The 14,181-nt window shown below is 41.8% G+C and carries 13 protein-coding genes; 12 read left to right on the top strand and 1 reads right to left on the bottom strand.

From position 1 onward, the window contains the following. From GXZ17_RS03735 to GXZ17_RS03705, 7 genes are all read left to right on the top strand, one after another. On the top strand, positions 1-410 hold a 410-nt coding region (locus GXZ17_RS03735), incomplete at its 5' end, for a hypothetical protein (protein ID WP_409375948.1). A gap of 500 nt (positions 411-910) precedes the next feature. Next, positions 911-1,708: a GntR family transcriptional regulator gene (locus tag GXZ17_RS03730; RefSeq protein ID WP_409375947.1), complete on the top strand. Its 798-nt coding sequence runs from the start codon at positions 911-913 to the stop codon at positions 1,706-1,708. A 10-nt stretch (positions 1,709-1,718) separates the two neighbouring features. Then, on the top strand, positions 1,719-2,705 hold the full coding sequence (locus tag GXZ17_RS03725; protein ID WP_409375946.1) for an ROK family protein: 987 nt from the start codon (positions 1,719-1,721) through the stop codon (positions 2,703-2,705). After that, positions 2,702-3,853: a Gfo/Idh/MocA family protein gene (locus GXZ17_RS03720; RefSeq protein ID WP_409375945.1), complete on the top strand. Its 1,152-nt coding sequence runs from the start codon at positions 2,702-2,704 to the stop codon at positions 3,851-3,853. Before GXZ17_RS03725 ends, GXZ17_RS03720 begins: the two co-directional genes overlap by 4 nt. Before the next feature lie 15 nt (positions 3,854-3,868). Continuing rightward, positions 3,869-4,777, top strand: a complete 909-nt coding sequence (locus GXZ17_RS03715; protein ID WP_409375944.1) for a sugar phosphate isomerase/epimerase family protein — start codon at positions 3,869-3,871, stop codon at positions 4,775-4,777. 115 nt (positions 4,778-4,892) lie between these two features. Further along, entirely contained in the window at positions 4,893-5,981 is a 1,089-nt protein-coding gene (locus tag GXZ17_RS03710) for a 6-phosphofructokinase (protein ID WP_409375943.1), read from the top strand. Positions 5,982-5,983: 2 nt separating this feature from the next. Then, entirely contained in the window at positions 5,984-6,760 is a 777-nt protein-coding gene (locus GXZ17_RS03705) for an inositol monophosphatase family protein (protein WP_409375942.1), read from the top strand. Between the two features lie 92 nt (positions 6,761-6,852). On the opposite strand, the gene dmpI is transcribed toward GXZ17_RS03705, so the two are convergent. Beyond that, on the bottom strand, positions 6,853-7,047 hold the full coding sequence (gene dmpI, locus GXZ17_RS03700; RefSeq protein ID WP_409375941.1) for a 4-oxalocrotonate tautomerase DmpI: 195 nt from the start codon (positions 7,045-7,047) through the stop codon (positions 6,853-6,855). An 838-nt stretch (positions 7,048-7,885) separates the two neighbouring features. Here dmpI and GXZ17_RS03695 point away from each other — a divergent pair. From GXZ17_RS03695 to GXZ17_RS03675, 5 genes are all read left to right on the top strand, one after another. After that, positions 7,886-8,476 (top strand): lysophospholipid acyltransferase family protein, encoded by a 591-nt coding sequence (locus GXZ17_RS03695; RefSeq protein WP_409375940.1) that lies wholly within the window; start codon positions 7,886-7,888, stop codon positions 8,474-8,476. After that, a complete protein-coding gene (locus GXZ17_RS03690) occupies positions 8,463-9,827 on the top strand; it encodes an SMP-30/gluconolactonase/LRE family protein (protein WP_409375949.1) in 1,365 nt (454 codons plus the stop codon). Before GXZ17_RS03695 ends, GXZ17_RS03690 begins: the two co-directional genes overlap by 14 nt. Positions 9,828-9,829: 2 nt before the next feature. Next, positions 9,830-10,681: an AmmeMemoRadiSam system protein B gene (amrB, locus tag GXZ17_RS03685; RefSeq protein WP_409375939.1), complete on the top strand. Its 852-nt coding sequence runs from the start codon at positions 9,830-9,832 to the stop codon at positions 10,679-10,681. 164 nt (positions 10,682-10,845) lie between these two features. After that, entirely contained in the window at positions 10,846-12,309 is a 1,464-nt protein-coding gene (gene aglA / locus GXZ17_RS03680) for an alpha-glucosidase AglA (RefSeq protein ID WP_409375938.1), read from the top strand. Between the two features lie 329 nt (positions 12,310-12,638). Next, positions 12,639-13,058 carry a VOC family protein gene (locus GXZ17_RS03675; RefSeq protein ID WP_409375937.1) on the top strand — a complete coding sequence of 140 codons (420 nt, stop codon included), beginning with the start codon at positions 12,639-12,641 and terminating at the stop codon, positions 13,056-13,058. Positions 13,059-14,181 lie beyond the last annotated feature (1,123 nt).

The following is a 14,181-nucleotide window of genomic DNA, read 5'->3' as shown; positions in this document are numbered from 1 at the left end:
CAAAAGTCAATGTAGTGGTAGTCACTATCTCTTATGGATTTAAAAATGAGGGCTGGATAATGGAAGAAGAAGTTAGAAAAGAATTGGAAGAAAAAGGAGCTAAAGTGCTTACTTCTATCCATGCTTTGGGAGATGATGTGAGTTCCAGTTTTAGTTCTCAAAAGGGAGGCTTTAGTGCCAATCAAATTGTAGCTGAGACTCTTAGAAGGTTTAGTCAAGGCATGAAAGTGGCAGTAGAAATTACCTTGATGGCTGCAGAGGCCGGATTTATCGATGTAGAAAAAGAAACCATATCCATAGGAGGTACTGATAGAGGAGTGGATACCGCTATTGTGGTAAAACCTGCCTATGCCAGAAACTTTTTAGATTTTGAAATTAGAGAGATTTTAGCCAAACCAAGAATTACCTGACAAACTATGAGGAGGCATTCTTGAGGGAGGAGCTCTTTTCAGCCTGACCTTCTCCCTGGAAGGACTTCCTTCATCTATCATGCCTGAAATTTAGCGAGGTAATAATATAGACTCCTCGTAGAATCATTCAGGAGTGACGCCCCGCCGTCATTCCTGAAATCTTTTATTGGGAATCCAGAGGTTTCTACCGAGGGGTGCTTTCTCCTCCCAGTAACTTTTGTTTTTTCGTTTTGGTCTTTCGGGGATTATAAGGGGGAATTCTTTATCACTTATACTGAGGGAGATCTTTTTTCTCCCTCCGTGGTTTTTGTTTTTTTATGCTTGTTTTTTTGGGTTTTTATGTTTTTCTGGGGGTTATAAGGGAAGTATCCCCCTTATAGTTCTCTTCTGTTATAATCCTTTATGAGGGTGATTTGTAGTTTGTATCATGATGGTTTTAGTGGTTTAATGTTGTTAAATGAGGGGCAGGTGAAAAGATAATAGATGCTAAGGAAAAAGGAATGGATGGAAAGGCTAATCTTCTGCCGGAATTAGAGAAATTAGTAGAGGATAGTAATCTTCCTCTTTATCTTCAGTTGAAGAATATCATTAAAGCTCAAATTATTAGCGGTGCTATTCAACCAGGAGATAAAATTCCCTCAGAAAGCGAATTATGTGAAAGATACGGGGTAAGCAGAATAACAGTGAGACAGGCTATTAACTCCCTGGTGCAAGAAGGTTATCTGTATCGCAAGCAAGGAGTGGGAACTTTTGTTACTTCTCCTAAGCTACGACGAAGGCTTCCTCGCCTTTATAGTTTTAGTGAGGATATGCGAGAATTAGGATTGGAGCCCAGCTCTCAAGTGTTAGAACAAAGGGTGATAGAAGCTGATGAAGAAATGGCTGAGATTTTGAAATTGCCCGATGGGAGTCGAAAAATCAACAAATTGGTCAGAGTAAGGTTAGCTAATGGGGAGCCTATTTTATTAGAGAAAACTTTTATTCCTTATTACCTGTGTCCAGATCTAGTAAAAGAAAACTTAGAGGAAGGCTCACTTTATTCTACTTTGAGAGAAAAATATAACCTTCTGCTTGATCATGCTTATGAAACCTATGAGGTGGGAAAGATTCGTAAAGAAGAGGCTAAAATTTTAAGATGTCAAGTTAGCCTCCCTGCTTTTGTTATTGAAAGGTTAACTTATTTAAAAACTGAAGTTCCTGTGGAATGGACTAAATCGATAGCGCGAGGAGATCGTCTGCGGTTTACGGTAAGACTGGTGGCTGATCAAGCTCAAATTCGTCGAGAAATAGAATTTTAGGAGGTTTCACATGGTTAAGACAGCTTTTTTAGGGATAGATTTAGGAGGGACCAATACCAAAGTAGCTTTGGTAGACGGGGAAGGGACAATTTTGGAGAGGAGCATAATCCCCACCCGAGCTATGCGGAAAGCAGAAGAAGTGGTAAAAGACATTGCCTCAGAGGCTATGAAGTTGCGAAGAAGGTTTGAGGAGCGAGGTTTCAGGGTGCAGGCAGCAGGTATCGGGATTCCTGGTCTTATCGACTGGGAAAAAGGGATTTGTCTTTTGCTCCCTAATTTTCCCAATAAGTGGAAGGAAATCCCCATCCGGGAATGGTTAGAAGAAGAACTGTCTTTACCGGTGGCAGTAATTAATGATGTGCGAGCTATAACTTTAGCTGAGAAAAGATTTGGAGTGGGAAAAGAAGTCCAGAGCCTGGTGATGATGGCTATTGGTACGGGAATTGGAGGAGGAGTAGTATTGAATGGCGACCTCTATATCGGTAAAGACGGGTCAGCAGGAGAATTTGGGCATATCACAGTAGAGCCAAATGGACTACGCTGTGGATGCGGTAGCAGAGGATGTTTAGAAGCTTATTCTTCAGGACCTGCTATGGTAGCACAAGCTTTACGAGCCCTGGTTCAACAAAATGATACTTTAATCCGGGATACAGTGGGGGATGACCTCAGTCGAGTTAACCCTAAAGTTATTGCTGAAGCTGCCCAGAAAGGGGATGGGGTAGCCATAGAAATAATTGAGCGAGCTGGTTCTTACATTGGCCAGGCTCTTTCCTGCATTTGTGTGGTAGTTAACCCGGAGATGATAGTTATTGGAGGAGGAGTGGCTCAGGCAGGAGAGCTTCTTTTTAAAAGCATTCGGCAGGGTTTACAAGAGAGGCTTTTTATGATTCCGGTAGATACTATTCAATTTGTGCCAGCGCAATTAGGCATGGATGCTGGAGCTGTTGGCACAGCTACCTGGGCAAAAGAGAGATTGGAAAAGGGGGTTATAGGATGAGTAATACTCTAAAAGTAGGAGTAATAGGCACTGGTTTTATTGGTCCGGCTCATATCGAAGCATCTCGTCGGACTTTTTTGGCCGAGGTGGTAAGTTTAGCTGATATAAACGAAGAAGTGGCCCGAGAGAAGGCCAATCAGTACGCAGTAAAGAAATACTATGGTGATTATCGGGATCTCTTGCAAGATGAGGAAGTGGAAGTAGTACACATTTGTACCCCTAATTATCTTCATTACCAGATGAGCAAAGATGCACTTCTGGCTGGAAAACATGTAGTTTGTGAAAAGCCTTTGGCTATGAATCGTCAAGAAGCAGAAGAGTTAGTAGAACTGGCTGATAAAAAAGGACTGGTAAATGCTGTTCATTTCAATATTCGCTACTACCCTCTGGTTCGCGAGGCGCACGAGATGGTTAAAGAAGGGGAAGTAGGGAAAGTGTTGGCCATTCATGGTTCTTATCTCCAGGATTGGCTTTTTTATGAAACTGATTATAACTGGAGATTGGAACCAGAGTTAAGTGGTGAGTCTCGAGCTATAGCTGATGTTGGTTCCCATTGGTTAGATTTGGTGGAATATGTCACTCAAAAGAAAATAGCGGAAGTTTTCGCTGATTTTGCCACTTTCCACAAAACCAGGAAGAAGCCTTTAAAGCCAGTAGAAACTTATGCCGGTAAAATACTGCAGCCAGAAGATTATCAGGATATACCTATTTCTACCGAAGATTACGCCAGTGTTTTATTACACTTTGAAGATGGGGCTCATGGAGTGCTAACCGTAAACCAGGTAGCAGCAGGCAGGAAAAATCGGTGCTCTTTTGAAATCGATGGTTCACGCTCGGCTATATTCTGGGATTCGGAAAGACCTAATGAGTTGTGGATAGGAAGGAGAGATCGAGCTAACGAATTGCTTTTAAAGGATCCTTCCTTGGTCAGTGAAGAAGCAAGGAAAATCATTTCTTTCCCTGGAGGACATAATGAAGGATTTCCCGATACTTCTAAACAGCTTTTCCGTGAAATTTATCAGTGTATTTTAGAAGGGAAAAGAGGAGATTTTTCTTTTCCCACTTTCACGGATGGACTTAGAGAAGTTGTTCTCTGCGAAGCTATCCTCCGCAGTGCTAAAGAGGGAAAATGGATTAGAGTTAACTAAAAAGAGGGTGAGCAAATGAGATTAGGTTTTATGACTGCTTGTTTACCGGAAATGGAGCTTGAAGAGATAGTTAAGTGGGCAAAGGAAAAAGGTTTTGGTATGTTAGAAGTGGCTTGCTGGCCTCGAGTTTTTGAAAAGAGAAGATATGCTGGTACTCAGCACATCGACGTAGAAAATTTTACTGAGGAAAAAGCACAGGAGATAAAAGAACTATTCCAGAGTAATCACCTGGAGATATCTTCTTTAGGCTATTATCCCAATAACCTGGATCCCGATCTGGAAAGTCGTTGTTTTTACCATGAACATTTGAAGAAAGTTATTCAGGCTGCAGAAAAGCTGGAAGTAAAAGTGGTGGGAACTTTTGTAGGGAGAGATCCTCGCATGAATGTGGAAGAATCTCTGGAAGAGTTTAAAAAGGTTTTTCCTGATTTAGTTAAATTTGCTGAAGACCACGGGGTAAAATTGGCCATAGAGAACTGCCCCATGCTCTATAGCTTAGACCGCTGGCCTGGGGGGACAAATTTAGCTACTACTCCAGAGATCTGGAGAAGAATGTTTGAGATGATTCCCTCAGATTATTTCGGTCTCAATCTTGACCCTTCTCATCTCATCTGGCAGCAAATTGATTATGTGAAAGCAGTTTATGATTTTAAAGAAAAAATCTTTCATGTTCATGCTAAAGACACTCGTATTGATTGGAATAGGTTAGACGAAGTAGGAATCTTTGGTTTTGGCTGGTATATAGATAAAGTGGCCGGGACGGGAGATATCGATTGGAACTCTTTCATTAACGCTCTTTATGAAGTGGGCTATAACTATGTGGTGAGTATCGAACACGAAGATAGAAGCTTTGAGAAAGACAAAGAAAGCAAATTGCGAGGTATTTTACTGGCTAAACAGCTGCTGGAGCCCTATATAGTGTAATTTTAGTTTAAATGCCAGGATTTAGTATTGGAGAACTTCAGACTTCAGATGATGGCTGAATAGTAGCGAGCAGGGCTCTGTCCCGGTTTTTAGCTATGATGAGGAGGAAAAAATAGTGGAAGTTAGAAGAATAGGGGTTTTGAGCGGAGGAGGAGATTGCCCCGGTATTAATGCAGTTATCCATGCTGTGGTAAAAAGAGCCGTTCTCCGCTATGGCTGGGAAGTTGTAGGGGTATTAGACGGTTTTGAGGGGATGGTAGAAGGAAAGTGGAGAAAGTTAGAATACAATGACGTTTCAGGGATAATGCCCCTGGGAGGGACTATTTTAGGAACTTCCAATAAAGCAGACCCTTTTCGCTACCCGGTGCATGAAGAAGGAAAGTTAGTTTTTCGTGATTTTTCTCAGAAGGTGATTGATAATTACCATCAAATGGACATTCAAGCTCTAATTGCCATTGGGGGGGATGGGACTTTTAATGTTTCTCAAAAGCTTGCAGAAAAAGGCTTGAACATAGTGGGAGTTCCCAAGACCATTGATAACGATCTGGGAGGAACTGATTTGACCTTCGGCTTTGACTCAGCAGTAGCGGTGGTTACTGATGCTGTTGACCGTCTTCATACTACTGCTCAATCTCACCACCGGGTTATGGTGGTGGAGGTGATGGGAAGATACGCAGGATGGATTGCTCTTTATGGAGGGATAGCAGGAGGAGGAGATATCATTCTCATTCCTGAGATTCCTTTCGACATAGACAAAGTCTGTGAATTCATCCTGAAAAGAGGAGCAGCAGGGAAGAGATTCAGTATTGTAGTGGTGGCAGAGGGAGCCCGTCCTAAAGGAGGAGAGATGGTGGTGCAAAAAATAGTAGAGGAAAGCCACGATCAGATTCGTTTGGGAGGCATCGGATATAAAGTAGGGCAGGATATAGAAAGAAAAACTGGCCTGGAGACAAGAACAGTAGTGTTGGGACATCTGCAAAGAGGGGGTTCCCCCACGGCTTTTGATCGGATTTTAGCTACTCGCTTTGGAGCCAAAGCCGTAGATTTAATAGCAGAAGGAAAATATGGTTATTTCCCGGCCCTCCAGGGAGAAGAGATTGTTCCTTTGCCTATGGAAGTGGCCATATCCAGCTTGAAAGTTGTTCCGCTGGATTCACCTCTCTTAGATATAGCTCGCTCTTTAGGGACTTGTATGGGAGATTGAGAGTGATTACTCGTCTTTCGGTTGCTTTAGATGTGGCTAAAGAAGTGGGGAAATTTGTGATGGACCACGAGAACCATATTCAAGAAATAAAAGAGAAAAATAGTCCTTTTGATGTGGTTACTGAAGTAGATAAAGAAGCTCAGGAGATGATAATTGAGGGGCTATCTTCTCATTTTGCTCAAGACCTTTTCTGGGGAGAGGAAAGCGATTATCCTCTGGAAGATTTTTCCTCTACCTGGGTGATTGACCCCATTGATGGTACCAGTAACTACATTCATAATTTACCCCTTTATGGTATTTCTATTGCTTATCTCAGAGAAGGGGAGCCGATAATAGGGGTTTTGGACTTTCCTCGTCTGGGAGAAACTTTCTGGGCAGAAAAAGGGAAGGGAGCTTTCCTGAATGGAGAAAGAATTCGAGCCTCAGATATAAAAGAGATGCACCGAACTATTGTGGGAACAGGCTTTCCTCACCAGAGTGCTAAGTGGCAGATTATGGAGCCTGTTTATGCTCAGATTGCTGCCGAGTGCCAGGCTCTGCGCTCTTTCGGAAGCGCTGCTCTGGGGGTGGCTTATGTAGCCTGCGGCCGCTTAGAAGGATATCTACAGCTGGGACTATCTTTTTATGATGTAGCAGCAGCGATATGTTTGGTACGAGAAGCAGGAGGAGAAGTCAGGGAGCTGGGAAACAAAGAATGGAACGTCAGGAGCCGTTCTATTCTCGCTACTAATTCTAAAATAGGGATGGAGAAATTTCTAAAAGATTTTTCTCTTTCCTGAGCGATTTTGGGGCTTAAAATAGTGGGGAGTATTTTTAACCTTCTAGGAGCAAGGTGTTTGGAGAATCACCGGGTATAATTACCCGGTGATTCTCAGCTTTTTTTCTGGTCCGACAATAAGTTTCCTCCAATTGCTACGTTTTCTGGAGAATTTTCCCGGATGGTTACGATAATAGCTTGAGCTGGCAATCCGTATACTTCTGTAGCCACTTGAGTTATAGTTCTCACCAGTTTTCTCTTTTTTTCGATATCGGGGATTGGTGGTCCTTCAACGGTAATATTGGGCATGATTTTCGCCTCCTTTTAGGTATTCCCCCCCCGATTATGGTAGTTAATCACAGAAACTATTATAATGTTCTTTACCTTTCTGTTCAATCCTCAGATGGCTGGCTTCCCTCGTGTGTTATCGTAAATCCCGTCACATCGCCGACATAGCAACCTCTTTTTTCTCCCTCTGGATAGTAAGAGGTTTTTTATAGTGAGGCATTCAGAAATGACGGGTGTGAGAATATTCCCTTTATTTTGTTATGCCTGAAATATTTTATCGGGAATCCAAAAGCTTTTAAGCACTGTAGACTCCTCGTAGAACCATTCAGGAGTGATGCCCCGCCGTCATTCCCGAAATCTTTAATCGGGAATCCAAAGGCTTTTAAATACTGTGGACCCCTCGTAGAGGCACTCAGGGGTGACGGATAAGGGGCAATAGAGGCACTCAGGGGTGACGACAAAAGGATGACAGAACCATTCAGGAATAATGTCTCCTTTTTCACCATTTCTGAAATCCTCAATTGGGAATCCACTGAGAGACACTTTTTTCCTCAGTAGGTTACTTTTATTTAAGTCTTTGTTTTTTATCTTTGGGGGGTTATGAAGGGGGAGTTCTCTCTGGAAACCTCATTTCTGATTGTTGCTTGTGGGGCTTTTATTTGCTATTCTTTTTTATATCTGTTTTATTTTGATAAGGTAAAATGGAAAAGTTATGGATTCAAGTCTTAGCTTGTTTGGTGGAATTTAGTTTAGTATTCAGTATATCCGGTTTTTGATGCAGAACCTTTTGATACCCCGAATTTTTCTCTAAAATTGGAGTAGAACCTCACAGAGGAAAGGGAGTAAAATAGGAAGAGAAATGATATATTATATATGTAAGTATTTAGCCATTTTCTTGTTGAAGGTTTTTTTCTCTTTTCGAGTGAAAGGGGTAAATCATATTCCCAGGCAGGGGCCTTGTATTCTGGTGGCTAACCATTCCAGCAATCTTGACCCCATTGTGCTGGGATGTGCCTCTTCTCGGAGAGTACATTTTGTAGCTAAAGAGGAACTTTTCCGTAACCCTTTAGTCTCCTTTTTCTTACGGCGTTTAGGAGCTTTTCCTCTTCACCGGGGAGAAGGAGATAAGGAAGCAGTGAAAAGGATTTTTTCTCTTCTTAAAGAGGGAAAAGTAGTAGGTCTTTTCCCCGAAGGAACTCGTAATCAGGGGGAACTGGGAACTTTCCAGAGAGGAGCCCTGAAGCTTCTTCTTCGCGCTGAAGTGCCAGTGGTGGTAGCCGGTATCCGGGGGACTTATGAAAGCCTGCCCCGAGATAAGAAGATACCCCGTCCTTTCCCCATCCAGGTGACCTTTTCTCCTCCTTTTGAAGTTAAAGGTTGGAGTGTGGAAGAAGTAGAGAAGAAGATCAGGGAGGAAATGGAGGTATTATTGAGTGATGAAGTTCAGTAGAGAAGCTTTTTTAGCGTTTATGTTTCTATTGATTATTTTTTCTGTGGCAGAGGGAGCTTCCTGGGAAGTAGAAAAGATAATTGAAGAAGTGGGGGGAGAGTTGCCTTTTTTAGATTATCCAGTGGGTATTCTGGTAGATGACCAGAATCAGTTAATTTTAGTTAATGACTGGGGTAATAACAGATTTCTTTCCTTAACCCCGGATGAACAGATACAGAAAGCTTTAACCGGATTGAATAGTCCGGCAGGGCTGGGAAAAGATGAACAACGGAATAGAATCTACATTGTAGAGCAAAAAGCCAATCAAGTGAGAGTTATAAATAGTGATGATTTCTCTACCTCTGGTTTTTTGAAAGCTAAAACTCCTCTACAAGAGCCCCGGGGTATCTGGATAGATGAAGAGGGGAAAATATACGTGGCTGATACCGGTAAATCTCGAATAGTGGTTTTCAGTCCAGAAGGGGAGGAGCTTTTCACCTTTGGGAAGGAAGGCATGGGGAATGATGAGTTTTATTATCCTCGAGGGGTGGCAGTAGATGGAGATGGTCATATCTGGGTGGTAGATACTCAACATCACTGCATAAAAGTGTTTGACGAAAAGGGTAATTTCCTCTTCCGTTTTGGTCAGGGAGGAGAAGGGGAAGAAGACTTCAATCAACCTCGCTATTTATTCATTCAAGGAAACTGGGTATTTATTTCTGATTATCGCAATCACCGCATAAAAGTATATAACCGGGAGGGAGTTCTCCAGGAGATAATGGGAGAGGAAGGGCGGGGTGAGGGAGAGTTCTCCTTTCCTGAAGGTCTCTGGATAGACAAAGATGGCAAATTATGGATAGCTGATGCTGGCAATAATCGTCTGCAGGTTATTGATGTTAACTTTTTAATCAACCCTAAATTGCATTTAGCTTCTTTGCTGGAAGAAGGAGAAAGTCAGAAATTCATGCAAGTGATGGAGAGACTTTCTCCCGAAGAAAGAGAAGACCCCGAGGTAGCTCGTCTGCTACTGGAGTTCTTCCGAAAAAGAGGAGACTTAGATAGGGCAATTTATCAAGCAGAGGACTTATTTCTGAATGATAGTGCAAATCGGGATTACTGGAAGAAAACTTTGGGAGAGCTTTACTACGAGAAAGGTGTCCATCTGCGGGAAGAAGGAAAATTAAAAGAAGCCCAGGAGTTTTTCCGTAAGTCCTGGCAGAGTGGTAACAGTCATTCTCTTTTCCTTTATCTCTGGACTTCCTTCCTCCTTCTGGGAGGCTCCAATCTTTTCATTCTCATTCTGGCAATCATTCTCTTGTTTTTGATTATGGTATTTTCTCGTTTGAGAAAAGGACATTATAGAGGGTGGTAGAGATGGTTAGAAAAGCGGCGGTAGCGGGGTATTTCTATCCCGGTCGGGAGAGGGAGCTCCGCCAGATGATTAAAGAGCTTTTTTACTCTGAAGCAGGTCCTCATGGAAAGGAAGAGGAGCTAACAAAATGGAAAGAGGTAAGTGGAGTAGTCAGTCCCCATGCAGGCTACATCTATTCTGGAGCAGTGGCTTGCTGGTCGTTTTACTCTCTTTCTCTGGCTTCTCCGGTGGATACCATAGTTATAATTGGGCCCAACCATCGAGGAGCAGGTAAAAGAGTAGCTTTAAGTGATGCCGATTTCTGGGAAACACCTCTGGGAGAAGTAGCGGTAGATCTGGAAGCGGTGGAATTCCTTGCTTCTCATTATCCTCTTTTTTCTCCCGATTCCCGGGCTCATCAACTGGAGCATTCTGTGGAAGTCCAGATTCCATTTTTGCAATATTTTCTTCCTTATCCCTTTCAAATTGTACCCGTTACTGTCTGGGATCAAACTTTGGAAGTAGCTTTAGAAATAAGTCGAGCTGTGCAAGAACTATCTCGGAAGCGTAAAATAGCGGTAGTGGCCAGTAGTGATTTTTCTCATTATGAGCCAGCCCAGGTAGCAGAAGCAAAAGATAGCCATGCTATATCCTGTATTGTTTCTTTGCAGACTGAGGAGTTCTATAGGGTGATAAGGAGGGAAAATATAAGCATCTGTGGCCCGGCAGGGATTGCTGCTTTGATGGAGTATCATAAAAGGCGTTCACAGGAGGAAGGAAAACTGCTCTTTTACTCCCATAGTGGAAAGGTAAGTGGTGACTATCAAGAAGTAGTGGGATATGCTTCTCTAATTTTTCCTGTTACTGCAGAATAAAAGCAGGTTATTTATCCTGGAGGGCTATAATTTGCTATAAGCTTTTTATCGTCCAATGTGCATTTTAAGTGAAGAGTCTTTTAAATTGTTTTTACTGGATTTGCTTCTGGATTCCGGAATTTATAAAGTTAGCTAAAAGTCAACTTTAAGGAGGTATGGTGATAATGGCAGCCACCAAATTAAGCATTATTGGGGCAGGAAGTGCAGCGTTTTCTCTGAGATTGGTAGGAGATCTTTGTAAAACAAAGGAGTTAGCCGGTAGTCTTGTATCCTTTATGGATATTGATGAAAATAGGTTGAACGCAGTGTATGTATTAGCTAAAAAATATGCTGAAGAGCTGGGAGTTGATTTGGAATTTGAAACCACTACCAGTGTGGAGGATGCAATAAGAGATTCATCTTTTGTTGTTAATACAGCGCTGGTTGGCGGACATAGTTATTTTGAAAAAGTCAGGCGAATTTCTGAGAAATATGGTTATTATAGAGGGATAGATTCTCAGGAATTTAATATGGTTTCTGATTATTATACAATCAGTAATTTCAATCAACTAAAATTTATGTATGATGTTGCAAAAATGATAGAGAAATTTTCGCCCAAAGCCTGGCTTTTGCAAGCAGCAAACCCTGTTTTTGAACTGACTAATTTAATATCCAGGAATGTTCCTATAAACATGGTAGGTATATGTCACGGTCATCATGCTGTGGACCACATGATAGAGGTTCTGGGATTGGATAAAAATAAAGTGGACTGGCAGGTTGCCGGAGTAAACCATGGAATATGGCTGACCAGATTTTTGTACGAAGGAAAGGATGCCTATCCTCTGATTGATAAATGGTTTGAGGAGGAGCTTGCAAGTTGGAAACCAACAAATCCATTTGATGACCAGCTATCTCCTGTGGCGAAGGATATGTACGAATTCTACGGGAAAATGCCCATTGGGGATACGGTAAGGAACGGAAGCTGGAAATACCATTACAACCTCGAAACCAAGAAAAAATGGTTTGGTGAACCATGGGGAGGAGTGGATTCAGAATTAGGCTGGAAGTGGTACCAGGAAAGGCAGGCAGAAGTTGCGATAACCATGCAGAAAGTGGCGAGATACTTCCAGGAAAATCCAGAAGCAAAATTGCTATCCCGGGAAACGTACGATGAAATAGTTTCTCTTGCAAAAGATGAAGTTAAAGAGGAATTTACGCAGGAAGTATTCAAAATTCTAGACCCGGAAAAGAAAAGTGGAGAGCAGCATATATTGTTAGTTAATGCTTTATTAAACAATGAGAAAGTTGACCTTGTTTTGAATGTGCTTAACAAAGGAGCGCTTCCAGGGATTCCAGACGATGTTGCGGTGGAAATTCCGGTTTACGCAGATAAAGACGGGATACATCCTTACCAGGTGGAACCAGATATTCCGGAAAGAATTAAAAAGATGTATCTGATGCCAAGAATTTTAAGAATGGAGTGGGCTTTAGAAGCTTTTCTGACGGGAGATAGAAGAGTCTTAGAAGAATTCCTGATAAGGGATCCCCGAACTAAATCTTATGACCAGGTGGTTAAAGTAATAGACGAAGTACTTGGTCTCCCTGAAAATGAAGAAATGAGGAAACATTATTCAAATTCCAGAAAATAGCCATCATTCCTTTTAAAAGTGCGAGGAAAAGTCTCTCCCGGGGCATGGATGTTACTCCTGTGGTCTTTATGCTCTATATCCTCGTAAAAATAAAAAAGAGAGAGCCGTTGGGGTAAGGTGCATTTTGTGAAAGATCTGCAGAAGGCCCTGAATTAAATCAGAACTCATCTATTGAGGATATGAAAGATAAATTTGAGAAAGAACACTGCTCTACTATCCTTCTCTGGATAGACTTTGTTTCCTTTTGGGGATAAACTATCTGTGTCAGGAAAATCCCCGGGAAAATGGAAGGCTGGAAGAAAATTTCCCATGGAAAGGAAGGATGATAGATGATAAAAGCTTTTGACCATGTTACCATCACCGTTTCTGACCTGGAGCGCTCTATAGATTTTTACCAGCGTGTTCTGGGGTTCAAAGTGTTGGGCATATTAGAGCAAAATGGCGGTGACTTTAAGATAGTGTATCTGGATGCCGGAGGAGCCACCATAGAATTATTTCATTTTAAGGAAAAGGGTAGACCTCTTACAGAGGCAAAAGACCTGGATATAGGAATTAAACATATTGGTTTTAAGGTGGATAACGTGGATGAAGCGGTAAAGAAATTGAAAGAAACTGGTGTCAGGTTCACTCTTGAGCCTTTTGATGCCACAGGGGGAGTGAGAATTGCATTTTTCAAAGACCCTGATGGTATACTCATAGAACTGATTCAGGGAGAGTTAGAGCTGCTCCCCTACAAAGAAAGCCAGTGAAATTATTTATAATATCCAGCTACTATTTAAGATAATAAAATTTGCCTTGTGGCCAGATGGGTGCTTCAGAAACGAACTATTGGCCGGTTGGAAGACCTGTTTATTAGAGCACTGGCAAGGCACGAACTTTATCACTAAGCTGGCCGCGGGTAAGCTACTGACTGCCTCTTGCCCGGAGATGCTTTTCTGTGAATAAACAGTGGCAATAAAAAACTCTCTTTGTCTACGCGTTGACAGCAAGGGAGTGTATAAATGTGTCATTCATGATGACAGATCTATACTTTTTACTTGTATTTGCCCGTTGAGATAGAATGGCTGATAATGCCATTTCTATCTGTATTTTTAAAACATGGTGAGCTGTGCTGAAATCGATGTAATACCTGGACTAAAAACCCGGTCTCTATTTTTCGGCTACATCGATAAGCGATATTGTGGGAAAAAGAGCGAGAAAGGTGTAATGGCTTGGTATTCTTGTAACCTATAAAAACTTTTTCTCCCCCCTATTGACGAAATGGAAAAGTGGTGGTATATTATTATTGCCATCGGTTCTGAGGAGTTAAGCCGGAGGATGGAAAAAAGAGCTTCTGTTTGAAAGATAAGAAGCTCAAAGCTTTTGAGTGGAAGTCCATCCTGAAATTTCTCGCCTGCGAGGGCGAGAAAGCAAAGGCTAAGGTTTATCGGAACCGATGGCTTTTTTTATTCCAGACTATAGGAAAAAACCTCCCTACAATCTCCAAGAAGCAAAAAAGGCAAAAGAAAGAGATCAAAAATACCCACTATCCGCGTTGTCATTCCTGAATGGTTCTATCAGGAATCCAGAGCTATAAGGAAAAATATCTCCTTATTACCCGGAAAAAGAATAAAACAAAAAATACAAAAGATAGGAAAGACAAAAACTACTGGGAGAGACGTCTTTCCCAGTATAGAGGCACACCCCCTATTGTCAAGAAAATGCCTCCTCCATACTTGACTTCTCAATATTTTTAGAAATCTAAGCAGGAAGTGGAATGCTGTCATAGATTTGTAAATTGTATATGAAGGGGAGTTTAAGATGGTTCAGCATCCGGTATTAAAGAAAGTAACCTTACAAAAAGTAAAAACATTAGCATGAGCAGGAAGAGAT

The sequence above is a fragment of the Candidatus Sordicultor fermentans genome (assembly GCF_012728195.1).
GTDB lineage: Bacteria > Atribacterota > Atribacteria > Atribacterales > Caldatribacteriaceae > Sordicultor > Sordicultor fermentans.
The sequence above is the reverse complement of the archived record's forward strand: the minus strand, read 5'-3'. Positions and strand labels throughout refer to the sequence as shown.